This is a genomic window from Frankia sp. R43 (genome assembly GCF_001306465.1).
Lineage (GTDB): Bacteria > Actinomycetota > Actinomycetes > Frankiales > Frankiaceae > Parafrankia > Parafrankia irregularis.
In genome coordinates this window covers 265,879-283,181 of record NZ_LFCW01000002.1, presented here as the reverse complement: position 1 = coordinate 283,181, position 17,303 = coordinate 265,879, and the positions used below count along the sequence as shown (strand labels likewise).

Below are 17,303 nucleotides of genomic sequence, written 5' to 3'. Positions count from 1 at the left end.
TTCCCGTGCCCGTGCCGTCCTCGGGCTGGCCGGCGGCACCGGCGCGGACCGGTCCGTGCGGCTCAGGCATGGACGCCGCCGGCGACCGGCTTGGCGTAGGTGCTCGCCGGCCGATCGAGGCCGAGGTTCTCCCGCAGCGTGGCGCCGGTGTAGCTGGTCCGGAACAGGCCGCGGCGGCGCAGCTCGGGAACCACCAGGCGGACGAAGTCCTCGAACGCCCCGGGGAAGTGGGTGGCCGCGATGACGAAGCCGTCGCAGGAACGGGTTTCGAACCAGTCCTGCATCTGGTCGGCGACCTGCGGGCCGGTGCCGACGAACCGCGGGCCCTGCAGCAGGGTCGCGCGGTGGCTGGCGAGGGTCCGCAGCGTCAGCGGGCCGTCCCCGAGATGCTTCTTCACGCCCTGGACGAGCCCGCGGATGCCGGAGACCGAATTGATCAGCTCGTCGGTGACCTCGTCATCCAACGAGTAGCCCGAGAAGTCGTGGTTGGTGAGCTCGGACAGCAGCGTCAGCGAGGCCATCGGGTGCACGAGCTGGTTGAGGAAGATGTCCTCCTTCTCCCGGGCGATCGTCTCGGTCTCACCGACGATCACGTACGCCATCGGGAGCAGCCGGACGGCACCCGGATCGCGGCCCTCGGCCGCGATCAGCTCCTTCTGGCCCCGGTAGTGCTCGGCCGCGATGGCCTGGCTCGGGTCCGCGGTGAAGATCAGGTCGGCCCAGCGGGCGGCGAACCGCTGGCCCCGGCCGGACTGCCCGGCCTGGATGATCGGCAGCCGGCCCTGCGGCGGCCGGGGAACGGTCAGCGGGCCCTGCACGGAGAAGTACTTGCCCTGGTGGTCGAGCTCGTGCACCTTCTCCGGATCGGCGAAGACGCCCGACTCCCGGTCCAGCACCGCCCAGTCGTCCTCCCAGGAGTCCCACAGCCGGGTGACGACCTCGATGAACTCCTCCGCGCGGTCGTACCGCTCGTCGTGGCCGAGGTGCGCGTCGACGCCGAAGTTGCGGGCCTCGGAGTCGTTCACCGAGGTGACGACGTTCCAGGCGGCCCGCCCGCCGCTGAGGTGGTCGAGGGTCGCGAAGGTCCGCGCGACGTGGAACGGCGGGTAGTAGGTCGTCGAGTACGTCGCGCCCAGGCCGAGGTGCGTGGTGGCCGCCGCGGCCGCGCCGAGCACCGCGGTCAGGTCCATCTTGATCGGGCGAGCGCCGTAGCGGACGGCGTCGGCCGGCGAGGAGCCGTAGATCGACGGCATCGCGAGCCGGTCGTCGAAGAACATCAGGTCGAAGGTGCCCTCCTCCAGGACCCGGGCGATGCGCTGGTAGTAGCGCAGGTCGAGGAAGTCGGGCATCGAGCTGGGGTACCGCCACGACCCCGAGTACACCGACACGTTCGACGCCTGCATGAAGGCGACGAGGGTGAGCTGGTCGTCCCGTCCTGTCGGCACAGGTCCCCTCCAGATTGATATATCAGATGCCAAATGATTAGACGGTGCGGGACAACACCCCGTCAAGGCGGCCAGCAAGGAGATTCGAGACCAGCCCACCTTTCCCGGAGGCCGCAGACGAGCCATGCGACTACAGATGGCGACACGTCCACCCGAGATCGTTGCTATATGTGACCACAGTAGACGTGACGGTCAAGAGATGGGAGCCCGCGGGCCGCGACAGCCCATGCAGCGACGCCAACCTACAAGATCTTATGACGTCCAACTATGCGCGGGCCTAATATCTGTGATATCAGTTGCGCCTGCGTCGCGACCGCCGCGGCTCGACCCGACGGCCGGGCAACCGGAAGCAAGCTGGGAGTGAGGCACAGGGATGACACGGGAACTGACGCACTACATCGACGGCAAGGCCGTCGCGGGCATCTCGGGGCGGTTCGGGGATGTGTTCGACCCGAACACCGGTCAGGTCGCGGCCCGGGTGCCGCTCGCCTGCGCGGACGAGGTGGCGGCGGCGGTGGCGAGCGCGGCCGCGGCGCAGCCGGAGTGGGCGGCCTGGAACCCGCAGCGCCGGGCTCGGGTGCTCATGCGGTTTGTCGACCTGGTCCGCGCCGAGATCGACGATCTCGCCCGGCTGCTGTCGTCCGAGCACGGTAAGACGATTCCGGACGCGCGTGGTGACATCGAGCGCGGGCTGGAGGTGGTCGAGTTCGCGATCGGCATCCCGCATCTGCTCAAGGGCGAGTACTCGACGTCCGCCGGCACGGGTATCGACGTGTACTCGATGCGTCAGCCGCTGGGGGTCGTGGCCGGGATCACGCCGTTCAACTTCCCGGCGATGATCCCGCTGTGGAAGGCCGCACCGGCGATCGCCTGCGGGAACGCGTTCGTCCTCAAGCCGTCCGAGCGTGACCCGTCCGTCCCGCTGCGGTTGGCGGAGCTGTTCGCCGAGGCCGGGCTGCCCCCGGGTGTATTCACCGTGGTCAACGGCGACAAGGAGGCCGTCGACGCGCTGCTGACCGACCCGCGGGTGCGGGCGGTCGGGTTCGTCGGTTCGTCGGACATCGCCGAGTACATCTACGCGACGGCGGCGGCGCACGGGAAGCGCGCGCAGTGCTTCGGCGGCGCGAAGAACCACATGATCATCATGCCGGACGCCGATCTCGACCTGGCGACCGAGGCACTGGTCGGCGCCGGCTTCGGCTCCGCCGGGGAGCGGTGCATGGCGATCTCGGTCGCGGTGCCGGTCGGTGCGGCGACGGCCGACGCGCTGGTCGACAGGCTCGTCGAGCGGATCCGGACGCTGCGGGTCGGGCCGTCGCACGACGAGAAGGCCGACTTCGGTCCGCTGGTCACCGCGGCCGCCGCGGCCCGGGTGCGGGACTACATCCAGATCGGTGTCGACGAGGGCGCGCGGCTGGTCGTCGACGGCCGAGGCCACCAGGTCGCCGGCTACGAGAGCGGGTTCTTCGTCGGGGCCACGTTGTTCGACCAGGTCACCTCGACGATGCGGATCTACCAGGAGGAGATCTTCGGGCCGGTGCTGTCGGTGGTGCGGGCGGGTGACTACGAGTCGGCGCTGCGGCTGCCGAGCGAGCATCAGTTCGGCAACGGGGTGGCGATCTTCACGCGGGACGGTGACACCGCCCGTGACTTCACCGCCCGGGTGGACACCGGCATGGTGGGGGTGAACGTGCCGATCCCGGTGCCTATCGCCTACCACACGTTCGGTGGCTGGAAGCGTTCCGGCTTCGGCGACCTGAACCAGCACGGGCCGGATTCCGTGCGGTTCTACACGAAGACCAAGACCGTGACGTCGCGCTGGCCCAGCGGCATGCGGGAGGACGCCAGCTTCGTCATCCCGACCATGAGCTGACGGGCGGGCCACGATGACTCTCACCGACGACCAGCGGGCGCTGTACGAGACGGCCGCCGACTTCGCCGCGGAAAAACTCGCTCCGTACGCGGTGGCCTGGGATCAGGCCAAGCACTTCCCCGTCGAGACCCTGCGTGACGCGGGCAAGATCGGCATGGGCGGCATCTGCGTCGGCGAGGATGTGGGCGGCTCGGGGCTGCACCGCATCGACGCGGCCCTGATCTTCGAGGCGCTCGCCACCGGCTGCCCGACGATCGCCGCCTACATCTCCATCCACAACATGGTCGCCTGGGTGATCGACCGCTTCGGCGACGGCGACCAGCGCCGCCGCCTGCTGCCTGACCTGTGCTCGATGGAGCACCTGGCCAGCTACTGCCTGACCGAACCCGGTGCCGGCTCCGACGCGGCGGCGCTGACCAGCCGTGCCCGCCGGGACGGCGACGAGTACGTACTGGACGGAGTGAAGCAGTTCATCTCCGGTGCCGGCTCCGCCGCCGTCTACGTGGTGTTCGCCCGCACCGGCGGGGACGGGCCGCGTGGCATCAGCGCGTTCGTCGTCGACGCCGACAGCCCCGGGCTCTCGTTCGGCCCGAACGAGGCGAAGATGGGCTGGAACGCCCAGCCCACCCGCCAGGTCGTCCTCGACAGGGTGCGGGTACCGGCGGCGAACCTGCTCGGCACGGAGGGCGGCGGTTTCCGGATCGCGATGGCGGCGCTCGACGGCGGGCGGCTGAACATCGCCGCCTGTTCGCTCGGCGGCGCGGCCCACGCGCTGGCGAAGACGCTGGACCACCTGCGCACCCGGGAGGCGTTCGGAGCCCCGCTCGCCGACGCGCAGGCGCTGCGCTTCCGCCTCGCCGACATGGGCACCGAACTGGAGGCCGCCCGCACCCTGCTGCTGCACGCCGCGAACGCGCTGGACGCCGGTTCGCCGGAGGCGACACGGCTGTGCGCCATGGCGAAGCGGTTCGCCACCGACACCGGCTTCGACGTGGCCAACCAGGCCCTGCAACTGCACGGCGGCTACGGCTATCTCAGCGAGTACGGACTGGAGAAGATCGTGCGCGACCTGCGAGTACACCAGATCCTGGAAGGAACGAACGAGGTCATGCGGGTCATCGTCTCCCGCTCCATGCTGGAGACGGCCCGATGACGCCCGCAACCGTACCCGACGCCGTTCCGGCGGGAGGCGGCGAGCTGCTGCGGTCCGTCCAGGGCCGGGTCGGCCGGCTCACCCTCAACCGGCCGAAGGCCATCAACGCCCTGAACCATGCCATGGTCCGCGCGATGGACGCCGCGCTGCGGGAGTGGGAGCACGACGACCAGGTCGACGCCGTGCTCGTCGACGGTGCGGGCGAGCGCGGGCTGTGCGCCGGCGGTGACATCCGCTCCATCTATGAGGACGCCCGCACGGGCGGCACCGGGACGCTGGACTTCTGGGCGGACGAGTACCGGCTGAACGCGCGGATCGCCGGCTACCCGAAGCCCTATGTGGTCCTCATGGACGGCCTGGTCATGGGTGGCGGGGTCGGGATCTCCGCGCACGGGAACGTCCGGGTCGTCACCGAACGCACCCGGCTGGGCATGCCCGAGGTCGGCATCGGCTTCGTGCCGGATGTCGGCGGCACCTGGCTGCTCGCCCGGATGCCCGGCGAGTCCGGCACCCACGTCGCGCTGACCACCGGCCAGCTCTCCGGCGCCGACGCGGTCCACGCCGGTCTCGCCGACCATGTGGTCCCGAGCGAGCGACTCCCCGACCTCGTCGAGGCGTTCGTCGCAGCGGCCGACGCCACCAACCCGGCGAAAATCCTCGAGAGCTTCACCGCGACGGCGTCAGCGACGACGGCGAGCTCGCTGGCCGCGGCGGCGGACTGGATCGACAGCTGCTACGGCGCACGCTCCGTCGAGACGATCATCGCACGGCTGCGGGCGCACGGCTCCCCGGGCGCCGCGGCGGCAGCCGACGCGATCGCGGGGAAGTCGCCGAGCGCGCTCAAAGCCACGCTGCGGGCGCTGCGCACGGCGGCGGACCTACCGGACCTGTGGGCCACGCTGGTGGTCGAGTTCCGCGTCTCCAGCGCCAGCCTGCGCTCCCATGACCTGCGTGAGGGCATCCGCGCGCAGATCATCGACAAGGACCGTAACCCCCGGTGGAATCCGCCGACTCTGGACGCGGTCGGCGAGGAGGCCGTGGCGGCCTACTTCGCCGTGCCCGCGGCCGGCGACCTCGCTCCCGCCGGCGACCTGACGTCCGCCGAACAGGGAGAGAGCGCATGACCGCGACAGTGGCCTTCCTCGGCCTGGGGAACATGGGCGGCCCGATGGCCGGCAACCTGGCGAAGGCCGGGTACCGCGTCGTCGGCTTCGACCCCGTCCCCGCCGCGGCCGACGCCGCCCGCACCGCCGGCCTCGACGTCACGCCCAGCGGCACCGCCGCAGTCGAGACGGCGGACGTCGTCCTCACCATGCTGCCCAGCGGGCGGCACGTCCTCGACGCCTACACCGACATTCTGCCGCACGCCCGGCCCGGGTCGCTGTTCGTCGACTGCTCGACGATCGACGTCGGCGAGGCCCGCGCCGCCGCGAAGCTGGCCGCGGACGCCGGTCACCCCACCTGCGACGCCCCGGTCTCCGGCGGGGTCGTCGGCGCCCAGGCCGCCACCCTGACGTTCATGGTCGGCGCGGACGACTCCGCGTTCACCGCCGCCTCCCCGCTGCTCGAGGCCATGGGCCGCCGGGTCGTGCACTGCGGGACCTCCGGAGCCGGCCAGGCGGCGAAGATCTGCAACAACATGATCCTCGGCATCTCCATGATCGCTGTCAGTGAGGGCTTCGTTCTCGCGGAGCGGCTCGGGTTGTCCGCCCAGGCCCTCTTCGACGTCGCGTCGGTCTCCTCCGGCCAGTGCTGGGCGCTGAACACGAACTGCCCGGTCCCCGGCCCGGTACCGACCAGCCCCGCCAACCGCGACTACACCGGCGGCTTCGCCGCCGGCCTCATGCTCAAGGACCTGCGCCTCGCTGCCGGCGCCGCCGCGGCAGTCGGCGCCAACCTGCCACTCGGCCAGCACGCGACCGACCTCTACCGCGCGTTCGTCGAGCAGGACGGGCCGGGCCGCGACTTCTCCGCCGTCATCACCGGGATCAGCGCAGGGACCCTGGCGCCCGCCAACCCCGAGGAGACCTCATGACCGCGCCCACGACCGACGCCGCCACCTCGGCCGGCGGCGCGACCACGGACACGGCCGGCTACGAGACGATCCTGGTCAGCCGGCCACGGCCCGGCGTCGGCCTGATCACGCTCAACCGGCCCAAGGCGCTCAACGCCCTGAACTCCCAGGTCATGCAGGAGGTGACCGCCGCGGCCACCGCCCTCGACCGCGACCGCGCGATCGGCGCCATCGTCCTCACCGGCTCGGCGAAGGCGTTCGCCGCCGGCGCCGACATCAAGGAGATGCAGCCCCAGTCGTTCAGCGAGGTCTTCGCCGCCGACTGGTTCGCCGGCTGGGACGCGCTCACCCGGGTCCGCACCCCGCTGATCGCCGCTGTCGCCGGCTACGCCCTGGGCGGCGGCTGCGAACTGGCCATGATGTGCGACATCCTCCTCGCCGCCGACACGGCCAAGTTCGGCCAGCCCGAGATCACCCTCGGCGTCATGCCCGGTATGGGTGGCTCGCAGCGCCTGACCAGGGCCGTCGGCAAGGCCAAGGCCATGGAGCTGTGCCTGACCGGCCGGACGATGGACGCCATCGAGGCCGAGTCCGCCGGCCTCGTCTCCCGCATTGTTCCCGCCGACAGCCTGCTGGACGAGGCCCTCGGCGTCGCCGAGAAGATCGCGGCCATGTCCACTCCGGCCGCGATGATGGTGAAGGAGGCGGTCAACCGCGCCTTCGAGACCACCCTCACCGAGGGGGTCCTGTTCGAGCGGCGGGTGTTCCACTCGACGTTCGCCACCGCCGACCAGAAGGAGGGCATGGCCGCCTTCACCGAGAAGCGCAGGCCCGTCTTCCGCGACGAGTGACCTCCAGGCACTTCCAGCCGCCGCATCCAGCCCGCCTGACCACGCCGATCACAGCCCGTGGTCAGGCGGGCCCTGCGCCTGGGGTCAGGCCTTTCGGCCGGGCATCGGCTCACCAGCCGTCTCGCCCGCGCCGGAGGCCAGCCCGATCAGGCGGGCGGCCTTGAGCCGGGTCTCGTCCCATTCCGCCTCGGCGTCGCTGCCCCAGGTGATCCCGGCTCCGGTTCCGAAGCGGAGCCGGTCGCCGTCGAGCCAGAACGTCCTGATCCCCACCGAGAGCCAGCCCTCGCCGCGGTCGGCGTCCACCCAGCCGACCGCGCCGCAGTAGGGGCCGCGAGGCACCGGCTCGAGCCGGCGGATGATCTGGAGCGCGCTGGACTTCGGCGCGCCCGACACCGATCCCGGCGGCATGCTCGCGGCGAGCAGTTCCGCCCAGCCGGCGCCGGGCGCCAGCCTCGCCCGCACCGTCGAGACGAGATGGACGAGCCCAGGGTGCTGCTCCACCGCGCACAGGGCGGTGACGGTCACGCTCCCGGGGCGGGCGACCCGGCCGAGGTCGTTGCGCACCAGATCGACGATCATGACGTTCTCCGCGTAGTCCTTCGCCCGCAGGTCCGCGGCGGTTCGCCCGGTGCCCTTGATCGGTCCCGAGCTGACCAGGTCGCCGCGCCGGGCGAGGAACAGCTCCGGCGAGGCGCCGACCACCCACAGCCCGGCCTCGGCGACGTCCATCGCCACCGCGTGCGGCGCGGGGTTGCCCGCGGCCAGCACCGCGGCGAGTGCGGCCGCGTCAGGGCGGTGCCCACCGGGCCCGGGCAGCGGCGCGGACAGCACGCGGCAGAGGTTGACCTGGTAGACGTCCCCGGCCGCGATATGACCGCGGATCACCTCGACGCCGCCGAGATAGCCGTTACGGTCCAGCGAGGTGGTCCACGACTCCGGGCGGGGGCCCGCCCAGGGTGCGGAGGCCAGGTCAGCCGGCGGCGGTGCGGACGTCACCTGCCGGAAGCGGACACAACGGGCGTTGCCCTCGAAGTCCAGGACCACCCCCCAGAAGCCACCTCGGTCGAGGGCACGGAGATCGTCGGTCACCTCGGCGACTCCCGTGGCCAGGCGCCCGGCGCAGAGCAGGAAGGAACCGGGTCTCGACCGCGGTCGTGCTCCCGTCCCGCGAACGGCGATCGGGCCCACCGCGGTGCGGCCCTGCTGCCCGTCGGCATGGGGCGCGGGGCGCGTCACCACTGCCGAGCGCCTTTCTCGCAGTGATTCTCCCCACGTCTGACCGGATCACTTGTCATCATGGTTCACCTATCTGGTCGGCAGCCTGCCCGAACCGAACGTCGAACCATCGAAAACTACGCCTTTGCAACCTTCGCAGAATGCGGCCGAAAGATTGCAGGCCTTCGCATCTTCGCTTGGCTGGACGAGCCTTTCCCGGCCGTGCAAAAGTCGGTCCACCATCAGCGGTGGTCGAGGACCATCCGCTTTCGCGAGCGGCTAACCACCGCGGCAGCACTCGCCGAACACGGAAAACGATCGGAGTGGATGATGCGCAGGAACGGGGGCCCCGCCGGAATGAGCGACATCCACCTGGTGGGCGTCGTGGGTGCCGGGCGGATGGGGGCCGGCATCGCCGAGGTGTGCGTCCGCTCCGACCTCGAGGTTCTGGTGTGCGAGGAGACCGGGCAGGCGGCGGAGGCCGGCCGCCGGCGGATCCTCGCCTCGATGGAGCGCGCGGTGCACCGGGGCCGGCTCTCCCGGCGGGAGCGGGACCGGGCCGCCTGGCGGCTGCGGTTCACCACCGATCTCGGTGACATGGCCGACCGCCAGCTCGTCATCGAGGCCGTCAGCGAGAACGAGCTGCTGAAGCGGGAGGTCTTCGCGGCGCTGGACAAGGTCGTGGTGGACCCGGCCGCGATTCTCGCCTCGACCACATCCACCATCCCGATCATGAAGCTGGGGACCGCGACAAGCCGAGCGTCGCACGTGCTGGGCCTGCACTTCCTCAACCCCGCGCCGGTCATGCCCCTGGTCGAGGTGGCCCCGTCGCTGCTCACCAGTGCGCTGGTGCGCGACCGGGTGGAGTCGTTCGCGACCCGGGTGCTGGGCAAGCGGGTCGTCCGCTCGACCGACCGCGTCGGCTTCGTGGTGAACTCGCTGCTGGTTCCCTACCTGCTCGCCGCGGTCCGGATGGTCGAGTCGGGCATCACCGACGCGCAGGACGTCGACGCGGCGATGACGCTGGGCTGCGCCCACCCGCTGGGGCCGCTGGCACTGGCCGACCTGATCGGCCTGGACATCCTGGCGGCGATGGCGGAGTCGATGTACACCGAGCTGCGCGACCCCCAGTACGCCCCGCCGCCCCTGCTGCTACGGATGGTGGATGCCGGCCTGCTCGGCCGCAAGTCCGGGCGTGGCTTCCATCCCTATCCCGGATCGACCGACTACGACTACGCGGAAGAAGGACTGAGCGCATGATCGACCACAAGGTCCGTGTTTACCGCAGCGCGGAGCGGCTCGCGCGGGAGGAGCAGCTCGCCTGGAAGATCGCGGCCGTCGCGGCCGACCCGGTGGGCGTCGAGACCGACGTGATCGACATGGTGATCAACCGGGTCATCGACAACGCCGGTGTCGCCGCCGCCTCACTGGCCCGCCGGCCGGTCGTCGCCGCGCGGGACCAGGCGCTGCGCCACATCCCGGCACCGGGGCGGGACGGCGCGACCGTGTTCGGCCTGTCCCCGGACACCCGGGTCTCCCCCGAATGGGCTGCCTGGGCGAACGGCGTGGCCGTGCGCGAGCTGGACTTCCACGACACCTACCTGGCCGCGGACTACTCCCACCCCGGCGACAACATCCCGCCGATCCTCGCCACCGCCCAGCACCTGGGCCTGGACGGGAACGCCCTCGCGCGCGGCATCGCCACCGGCTACGAGATCCAGGTCGCCCTCGTCCGGGGCATCTGCCTGCACGAGCACAAGATCGACCACATCGCCCACCTCGGCCCGTCCGCCGCGGCCGGCATCGGCACCCTGCTCGGGCTGCCGACCGAGACGATCCACCAGGCGGTCGGGCAGGCGCTGCACACCACGACGACCACCCGGCAGTCCCGCAAGGGGATCATCTCCTCCTGGAAGGCCTACGCTCCGGCGTTCGCCGGCAAACTGGCGGTGGAGGCTGTGGACCGGGCGATGCGCGGCGAGGGCGCCCCAGCGCCCGCCTACGAGGGTGAGGACGGCTTCATCGCCTGGCTGCTCTCCGGCCCGCAGGCCCAGTATGTCGTCGCGCTGCCCTCGGCCGGTGAGGCCAAGCGCGGCATCCTGGAGACCTACACCAAGGAGCACTCGGCCGAGTACCAGAGCCAGGCGCTCATCGACCTGGCGCGGCGCCTCGGCCCCCGCGTCGGCGACTTCGCCCAGGTGCGCTCGATCGTCCTGCACACCAGCCACCACACGCACTACGTGATCGGCTCCGGCTCCGGTGACCCGCAGAAGTACGACCCGACCGCCAGCCGGGAGACCCTCGACCACTCCATCCCCTACATCTTCGCCGTCGCCCTGCAGGACGGCGACTGGCACCACGCCCACTCCTACGCCCCCGAGCGGGCCGCCCGCCCCGACACCGTCGCGCTGTGGCAGAAGATCACCACGGTGGAGGACGAGGAGTGGACCCGGCGCTACCACTCCACCGACCCGGCCGAGAAGGCGTTCGGCGCCCGGGTCGTGGTCGAGCTGGCCGACGGCGCCACGATCACCGACGAGATCGCCGTCGCCGACGCCCACCCGCTCGGCGCCCGCCCCTTCGGCCGGGACGAGTACATCGGCAAGTTCCGCCACCTCGCCGAGGGTTTGCTCTCCACCGAGGAGCAGGACCGGTTCCTCGACACCGCCGTCCGGCTGCCCGACCTGCGACCCGACGAGCTCACCGGGCTCACCATCACCCCCACGCCAGCGCTGACTGCCAGCGGCACCGAGGGAATCTTCTAAGGCCCGGAACCACAAGAAGCGAGGGGACGTCCACCCATGCTGCACGCGAGAACACCCGCCCACGCCCGCCGGGCCGCACTGCGCGAGGCGCTGCGCTCCGGTGAGCTGCTGCGCTTCCCCGGCGCCTTCAACCCGCTGTCGGCCCGGCTCATCACCGAGCTCGGCTTCGAGGGGGTCTACATCTCCGGCGCGGTGCTCTCGGCGGACCTGGCGCTGCCCGACATCGGCCTGACCACCCTCACCGAGGTGGCGGGCCGGGCCGGGCAGATCGCCCGGGTCACCGACCTGCCCGCCCTCGTCGACGCCGACACCGGCTTCGGCGAGCCGATGAGCGTCGCCCGCACCATCCAGACCCTGGAGGACGCCGGTCTCGCCGGCTGCCACCTGGAGGACCAGGTCAACCCGAAACGGTGCGGCCACCTCGACGGCAAGGCGGTCGTGCCGGTCGACGAGATGGTCCGGCGCATCGGCGCCGCCGTCGCCGCCCGCCGGGACGACAACTTCGTCCTCTGCGCCCGCACCGACGCCCGCGCGCTCGAAGGCCTCGACGGCGCGATCGAACGCGCCCGCGCCTACGTCGACGCCGGAGCCGACATGATCTTCCCCGAGGCGATGGCCGACGCCGGCGAGTTCGAAGCCGTCCGCAAGGCCCTCGACGTGCCGATCCTGGCCAACATGACCGAGTTCGGCAAAGGCGAGCTGCTCACCGCCGACACCCTGCACTCTGCCGGGGTGAACATGGTCATCTATCCCGTCACACTGCTGCGCCTCGCCATGGGCGCGGTGGAGGAGGGCCTGCGGACCATCCTCGCCGAGGGCACCCAGGCCGGTGTGGTCGACCGGATGCAGACCCGGGCCCGGCTCTACGAGCTGCTCGACTACGCCTCCTACAACAGTTTCGACACCAACATCTTCAACTTCCGGATCTGACCGGTCCGGGTCTTTCGTCTGGAAGGACAACCGCCATGGCCACCACCGACACCGCGGTGCGCAAGGGTCTGGCCGGAGTCGTCGTCGACACCACCTCCGTGTCGATGGTCAACCCCGACACCAACTCGCTGACCTACCGCGGCTACCCCGTGCAGCAGCTCGCCGCCGAATGCTCGTTCGAGGAGGTCGCCTACCTCATCTGGCACGGTGAGCTGCCGACCACCGAGCAGCTGCGCGGCTTCACCGACGCCGAACGCGCCCGCCGCGGCATCGACCGGACCCTGATGGGCCTGCTCGCCCGGCTGCCCGACACCTGCCACCCGATGGACGTCCTGCGCACCGCCGTCAGCTACCTGGGCGCCCAGGACCCCACCGAGGACGACGCCACGGTCGAGGCCAATCTGGTCAAGTCACTGGACCTGATGGCCAAGCTGCCGACCGTGGTCGCCATCGACCAGCGCCGCCGCCGCGGGCAGGACCCGATCCTGCCCGACCCCACCCTCGGTTTCGCCGAGAACTTCTTCCACATGTGCTTCGGCGAGGTGCCCGACGCGGAGACCGTGCGGGCCTTCGACGTCTCGCTCATCCTCTACGCCGAGCACAGCTTCAACGCCTCCACCTTCACCGCCCGGGTCGTCACCTCGACGCTGTCCGACATCTACAGCGCGGTGACCGCCGGGATCGGCGCGCTCAAGGGACCGCTGCACGGCGGTGCCAACGAGGCCGTCATGCACATGTTCGACGAGATCGGCGACCCCGCCGACGCCGAGCGCTGGATGCTCGACGCCCTCGCGAACAAGCGCAAGGTGATGGGCTTCGGCCACCGGGTCTACAAGTCCGGCGACTCCCGGGTACCGACCATGCGCGCCGAGCTGGAGCGCCTCGCCAAGGCGAAGGGCGAGGCCGGCGAGAACATCATGGCGATGTACACGGCGCTGGAAGGCGTGATGATCCGGGAGAAGAACCTCCACCCGAATCTCGACTTCCCCACCGGCCCGGCCTACCACCTGATGGGCTTCGACATCCCGACCTTCACCCCGATCTTCGTGATGTCCCGCATCACCGGCTGGACCGCGCACGTCATCGAGCAACTCGCCGCGAACGCCCTCATCCGGCCGCTGTCGAGCTACGTCGGCTCCACCGAGCGCAGCGTCCCCCTCGCCGCCCACCGGCTCGCCGGCTGACCGGCTGACCGTTCGCGTTTCCGGCCGGGTTCGCACCACCGGCCGGCGGCGCCCGCTCGCAGCGGCGCCCCGTTCTCTGGCCACGCGGACCCGTGGCCAGGTCGCCGGCCTGGCGGACAAATTATCTCGCCAGCTGGTTCATCCGCGCCGGGCCGAGGGATCTCGGCAACTCCGATCTCCCGGAGCCCGGCGCGGGCTGCCCGCCCCGCGCAACGGCGATTCTCTTCCGTCTCACGGCCAGAGGTGAGAATTCCCTTTCACGGCCGGCGGCACACGGTGCCGCGACTGCGAGGCGACACGAAAATAATTTTCGGCGCCGTTCCGTGCAGGTGGCCTTCAGGGCGGCCTTCACCGTTCACAGCCTCGAAACGGGATGACTATGCGCACAATTCTAGTGGCAAACCGCGGCGAGATCGCGGTCCGGGTGTTCCGGGCCGCGTATGAGCTGGGGCTGCGCACCGTCGCGGTCTACACCCCGGAGGACGTGGCGGCGCTGCACCGGACGAAGGCGTCCGAGGCGTACGAGCTGTGCGAGCCGGGGCATCCCGTCCGGGGATATCTGGACATCGACGCGCTGCTGCGGGTCGCGAAGATCGCCGATGCGGACACCCTGCACCCGGGCTACGGGTTCCTGTCGGAGTCGGCGGTGCTCGCCGAGGCGTGCGCGGCGGCCGGTGTCACGTTCGTCGGCCCGCCGCCGGCGGTTCTGCGGCTGACCGGTGACAAGGTGGCGGCGCGCAACGCGGCCATCGCGGCGGGGCTGCCGGTGCTGCGGGCCTCGGAGCCGCTGCCGGACGGTACCGGTTTCGCGGCGGCGGCCGAGGCGGTCGGCTTCCCGCTGTTCGTGAAGGCGTCCGGTGGCGGCGGTGGGCGCGGGCTGCGCCGGGTCGAGCGGCCCGAGGATCTGGCCGACGCGGTGACCAGCGCGTCGCGCGAGGCGGCGGCGGCCTTCGGTGACGGGACGGTGTTCCTGGAGCAGGCCGTGGACCGGCCCCGCCACGTCGAGGTGCAGATCCTCGCCGATGCCTACGGCAACGTGATCCACCTGTTCGAGCGGGACTGCTCGGTGCAGCGCCGGCACCAGAAGGTCGTGGAGATCGCACCCGCGCCCGCGCTGGACGCCGGTGTGCGCGACGCGCTGTGTGACGCGGCGGTGCGGTTCGCCCGGCATGTGGGCTACGTCAACGCCGGCACGGTGGAGTTCCTGGTCGGCGCGGACGGCACGTTCACGTTCATGGAGATGAACCCGCGCATCCAGGTGGAGCACACGGTGACCGAGGAGGTCACCGGGGTCGACATCGTCGGCGCGCAGCTGCGGATCGCGGCCGGGGAGAGCCTGGCCGATCTGAACCTCTCCCAGGACGCGGTCAGCCTGCGGGGGACGGCGATCCAGTGCCGGGTGACCACGGAGGACCCCTCCGACGGATTCCGGCCCGACACCGGAACGATCACCTTCTACCAGTCTCCGGGCGGGCCCGGTATACGGCTCGACAACGCAAGCTACCCCGGCGCCGAGATCAGTCCGTTCTTTGATTCTCTCCTGGTGAAGCTGACCGCGCGCGGCGCGACGCTGGAGAAGGCGTCCCGGCGGGCGCGCCGTGCCCTGGGCGAATTCCGAATCCGAGGCGTCCGCACGAACATCGACTTCCTCGGCCGGCTTCTCGCTGATCCGGCGTTTCTCGCCGGTGGGGTGACGACCTCCTTCATCGACGAGCGGCCGGGGCTGCTGACCGCGGCCGACGACAGCGACCCGACCAGCCGCATGCTGGCCCGGCTCGCCGAAAGCACCGTCAACGGTCACGCCCGCCCCACCGGCGGCGCGCTGACCGACCCGCGGTCGAAACTCCCCGCCCGGGGACTGATCGGAAACCCCGCGGCTGGGTCGCGCCAGCGCCTTGTCGCCCTCGGCCCGGCCGGCTGGGCCGCCGACCTGCGGGCCCGCACCGAGCTCGCGGTCACCGACACCACGCTGCGCGACGCGCACCAGTCGCTGCTGGCGACCCGGCTGCGCAGCTTCGACATCCTGGCCGCCGCCCCGGTGTTCGCCGAGGCGACACCGGGCCTGCTGAGCCTGGAGTGCTGGGGCGGGGCCACCTACGACGTGGCGCTGCGCTTCCTGTCCGAGGACCCGTGGGAGCGGCTCGCCGCCCTGCGCGCGGCGGTGCCGAACATCTGCCTGCAGATGCTGCTGCGTGGCCGCAACGCCGTCGGCTACACCCCGTACCCGGACGACGTCGTCCGCGCGTTCGTCGCCGAGGCCGCCGCGACCGGCCTCGACATCTTCCGGATCTTCGACGCGCTCAACGACATCGAGCAGATGCGCCCCGCGATCGAGGCCGTCCTGGAGACCGGCACGGCCCTCGCCGAAGGCACCCTGTGCTACACCGGCGACCTCACCAACCCCGGCGAGAAGATCTACACCCTCGACTACTACCTGCGCCTCGCCGAGCAGCTGGTCGACGCCGGCGTGCACCTGCTCGCCATCAAGGACATGGCCGGGCTGCTGCGCCCCGCCGCCGCGAGCCAGCTCGTCACCGCGCTGCGGGAACGGTTCGACCTGCCCGTCCACCTGCACACCCACGACACCGCCGGCGGGCAGCTCGCCACCCTGCTCGCCGCCGCCGCGGCCGGGGTCGACGCGGTCGACGCCGCCGCCGCGCCGATGTCCGGCGGTACCAGCCAGCCGAACCTGTCCGCGCTCGTCGCCGCCACCGACCACACCGACCGCGCCACCGGCATCCCGCTGGCGGCCCTGTCCGCGATGGAGGCGTACTGGGAGGCGGTCCGTGACCTGTATGTGCCGTTCGAGGCCGGGCTGCGTGCCCCGACCGGTGCGGTCTACCGGCACGAGATCCCCGGCGGGCAGCTGACGAACCTGCGCCAGCAGGCCATCTCGCTGGGCCTCGGCGACCGCTGGACCGAGGTCACCGAGTGCTACGCCGTCGCCAACGAGCTGCTCGGCAAGCCCATCAAGGTCACCCCCACCTCCAAGGTCGTCGGCGACCTCGCCCTCTACATCGCCGGCGGCTCCGTCGACGTCGACCGGCTGCGTGACCACCCCGAGGAGTACGACCTGCCCGCGAGCGTCCTGGGCTACCTCGCCGGGGAGCTGGGCACCCCGCCCGCCGGGTTCGCCGAGCCGTTCCGCGAGCGGGCACTGGCCGGGCGCCACCCCGAACCACCGGCCGCCACCCTCGCCCCCGACGACGCCGCCGCCATCGCCGACCCCGGCGCTACCCGGCGCGCGGCTCTGTCCCGGCTGCTGTTCCCCGGCCCGTGGAAGGACTACACCCAGGCCGTCGCCGCCTACGGTGACTCCTCCGTCATCCCCACCGAGGCGTTCCTGTTCGGCCTGCAGCCCGGCCGCCCCGCCCACGTCTTCCTCGAACCCGGCGTCGAGATCATCGTCGAGCTCGAGACCATCGGGGAGCCCGACGACGCCGGCATGCGCACCCTCTACCTGCGCGTCAACGGCCAGCCCCGGCCCGTCCGCGTCCGGGACAAGTCGATCACCACCACCGCCGCCGCGGCCCGGCGCGCCGACTCCGGCAACCCCGGCCACGTCGGCGCCGGCCTGCCGGGCATCGTCACGTTCGCCGTCGCCGTCGGTGACACGATCGAGAAGGGCCAGAAGCTCGCCGTCATCGAGGCCATGAAGATGGAGGCCGCTGTCACCAGTCCCGCCGCCGGAACCGTCACCGAGCTCGTCCGCACCAGCGGCGAGTCCGTCGAGGTCGGCGACCTGCTGCTGGTCCTGGGCTCCTGAGGCGCTGGGCCCCTGCCACACGCGGACGCCTACCCGCGCGGCCGGATCGACAATTCACCGTAAGAGCGGCAAAAAGGGCCTGGCGAGTCGCAAGAAGTGAGGATTTT

12 protein-coding genes are annotated in these 17,303 nt (G+C 71.5%); 10 read left to right on the top strand and 2 right to left on the bottom strand.

Annotated elements, in window-relative coordinates; all coding sequences use genetic code 11:
• Positions 1-62: 62 nt before the first annotated feature.
• On the bottom strand, positions 63-1,403 hold the full coding sequence (locus tag ACG83_RS08750; protein ID WP_054566505.1) for an LLM class flavin-dependent oxidoreductase: 1,341 nt from the start codon (positions 1,401-1,403) through the stop codon (positions 63-65).
• A gap of 415 nt (positions 1,404-1,818) precedes the next feature.
• On the opposite strand from ACG83_RS08750, the gene ACG83_RS08745 reads away from it, so the two are divergent.
• From ACG83_RS08745 to ACG83_RS08725, 5 genes are read left to right on the top strand one after another with little or no spacing between them, the layout of a single operon-like run.
• On the top strand, positions 1,819-3,318 hold the full coding sequence (locus ACG83_RS08745; protein WP_054565673.1) for a CoA-acylating methylmalonate-semialdehyde dehydrogenase: 1,500 nt from the start codon (positions 1,819-1,821) through the stop codon (positions 3,316-3,318).
• Positions 3,319-3,331: 13 nt separating this feature from the next.
• On the top strand, positions 3,332-4,471 hold the full coding sequence (locus ACG83_RS08740) for an acyl-CoA dehydrogenase family protein (protein WP_054565672.1): 1,140 nt from the start codon (positions 3,332-3,334) through the stop codon (positions 4,469-4,471).
• Positions 4,468-5,595 carry an enoyl-CoA hydratase/isomerase family protein gene (locus tag ACG83_RS08735; RefSeq protein WP_054565671.1) on the top strand — a complete coding sequence of 376 codons (1,128 nt, stop codon included), beginning with the start codon at positions 4,468-4,470 and terminating at the stop codon, positions 5,593-5,595. Before ACG83_RS08740 ends, ACG83_RS08735 begins: the two co-directional genes overlap by 4 nt.
• The gene (gene mmsB, locus ACG83_RS08730) at positions 5,592-6,506 is read left to right on the top strand and encodes a 3-hydroxyisobutyrate dehydrogenase (RefSeq protein ID WP_054565670.1); all 915 of its coding nucleotides are present in this window, start codon (positions 5,592-5,594) and stop codon (positions 6,504-6,506) included. Before ACG83_RS08735 ends, mmsB begins: the two co-directional genes overlap by 4 nt.
• On the top strand, positions 6,503-7,336 hold the full coding sequence (locus tag ACG83_RS08725; protein ID WP_054565669.1) for an enoyl-CoA hydratase: 834 nt from the start codon (positions 6,503-6,505) through the stop codon (positions 7,334-7,336). The genes mmsB and ACG83_RS08725 overlap by 4 nt, the downstream gene beginning before the upstream one ends.
• Positions 7,337-7,420: 84 nt before the next feature.
• Here ACG83_RS08725 and ACG83_RS08720 read toward each other — a convergent pair whose 3' ends face one another.
• Positions 7,421-8,572: a chorismate-binding protein gene (locus tag ACG83_RS08720; protein ID WP_369812867.1), complete on the bottom strand. Its 1,152-nt coding sequence runs from the start codon at positions 8,570-8,572 to the stop codon at positions 7,421-7,423.
• 309 nt (positions 8,573-8,881) lie between these two features.
• Here ACG83_RS08720 and ACG83_RS08715 point away from each other — a divergent pair, with 309 nt between their 5' ends.
• The 5 genes from ACG83_RS08715 to ACG83_RS08695 all read left to right on the top strand — a co-directional run bounded on the left by ACG83_RS08715 (position 8,882) and on the right by ACG83_RS08695 (position 17,196).
• Positions 8,882-9,811 carry a 3-hydroxybutyryl-CoA dehydrogenase gene (locus ACG83_RS08715; protein WP_304438427.1) on the top strand — a complete coding sequence of 310 codons (930 nt, stop codon included), beginning with the start codon at positions 8,882-8,884 and terminating at the stop codon, positions 9,809-9,811.
• The gene (locus ACG83_RS08710; protein ID WP_054565667.1) at positions 9,808-11,316 is read left to right on the top strand and encodes an MmgE/PrpD family protein; all 1,509 of its coding nucleotides are present in this window, start codon (positions 9,808-9,810) and stop codon (positions 11,314-11,316) included. The genes ACG83_RS08715 and ACG83_RS08710 overlap by 4 nt, the downstream gene beginning before the upstream one ends.
• Before the next feature lie 36 nt (positions 11,317-11,352).
• Positions 11,353-12,246 carry a methylisocitrate lyase gene (prpB, locus tag ACG83_RS08705; RefSeq protein ID WP_054565666.1) on the top strand — a complete coding sequence of 298 codons (894 nt, stop codon included), beginning with the start codon at positions 11,353-11,355 and terminating at the stop codon, positions 12,244-12,246.
• A 35-nt stretch (positions 12,247-12,281) separates the two neighbouring features.
• On the top strand, positions 12,282-13,430 hold the full coding sequence (locus tag ACG83_RS08700) for a bifunctional 2-methylcitrate synthase/citrate synthase (protein WP_054565665.1): 1,149 nt from the start codon (positions 12,282-12,284) through the stop codon (positions 13,428-13,430).
• A 379-nt stretch (positions 13,431-13,809) separates the two neighbouring features.
• Positions 13,810-17,196: a pyruvate carboxylase gene (locus ACG83_RS08695; RefSeq protein WP_054565664.1), complete on the top strand. Its 3,387-nt coding sequence runs from the start codon at positions 13,810-13,812 to the stop codon at positions 17,194-17,196.
• The last annotated feature ends 107 nt before the right edge of the window (positions 17,197-17,303 follow it).

Coding starts and splice junctions, on each gene's coding strand:
- ACG83_RS08725 (WP_054565669.1), top strand. CDS start 6,503: ATGACCGCGCCCACGACCGACGCCGCCACCTCGGCCGGCGGCGCGACC.
- ACG83_RS08715 (WP_304438427.1), top strand. CDS start 8,882: ATGCGCAGGAACGGGGGCCCCGCCGGAATGAGCGACATCCACCTGGTG.
- prpB (WP_054565666.1), top strand. CDS start 11,353: ATGCTGCACGCGAGAACACCCGCCCACGCCCGCCGGGCCGCACTGCGC.
- ACG83_RS08700 (WP_054565665.1), top strand. CDS start 12,282: ATGGCCACCACCGACACCGCGGTGCGCAAGGGTCTGGCCGGAGTCGTC.
- ACG83_RS08695 (WP_054565664.1), top strand. CDS start 13,810: ATGCGCACAATTCTAGTGGCAAACCGCGGCGAGATCGCGGTCCGGGTG.
- ACG83_RS08735 (WP_054565671.1), top strand. CDS start 4,468: ATGACGCCCGCAACCGTACCCGACGCCGTTCCGGCGGGAGGCGGCGAG.
- ACG83_RS08750 (WP_054566505.1), bottom strand. CDS start 1,403: ATGCAGGCGTCGAACGTGTCGGTGTACTCGGGGTCGTGGCGGTACCCC.
- ACG83_RS08740 (WP_054565672.1), top strand. CDS start 3,332: ATGACTCTCACCGACGACCAGCGGGCGCTGTACGAGACGGCCGCCGAC.
- ACG83_RS08745 (WP_054565673.1), top strand. CDS start 1,819: ATGACACGGGAACTGACGCACTACATCGACGGCAAGGCCGTCGCGGGC.
- mmsB (WP_054565670.1), top strand. CDS start 5,592: ATGACCGCGACAGTGGCCTTCCTCGGCCTGGGGAACATGGGCGGCCCG.
- ACG83_RS08710 (WP_054565667.1), top strand. CDS start 9,808: ATGATCGACCACAAGGTCCGTGTTTACCGCAGCGCGGAGCGGCTCGCG.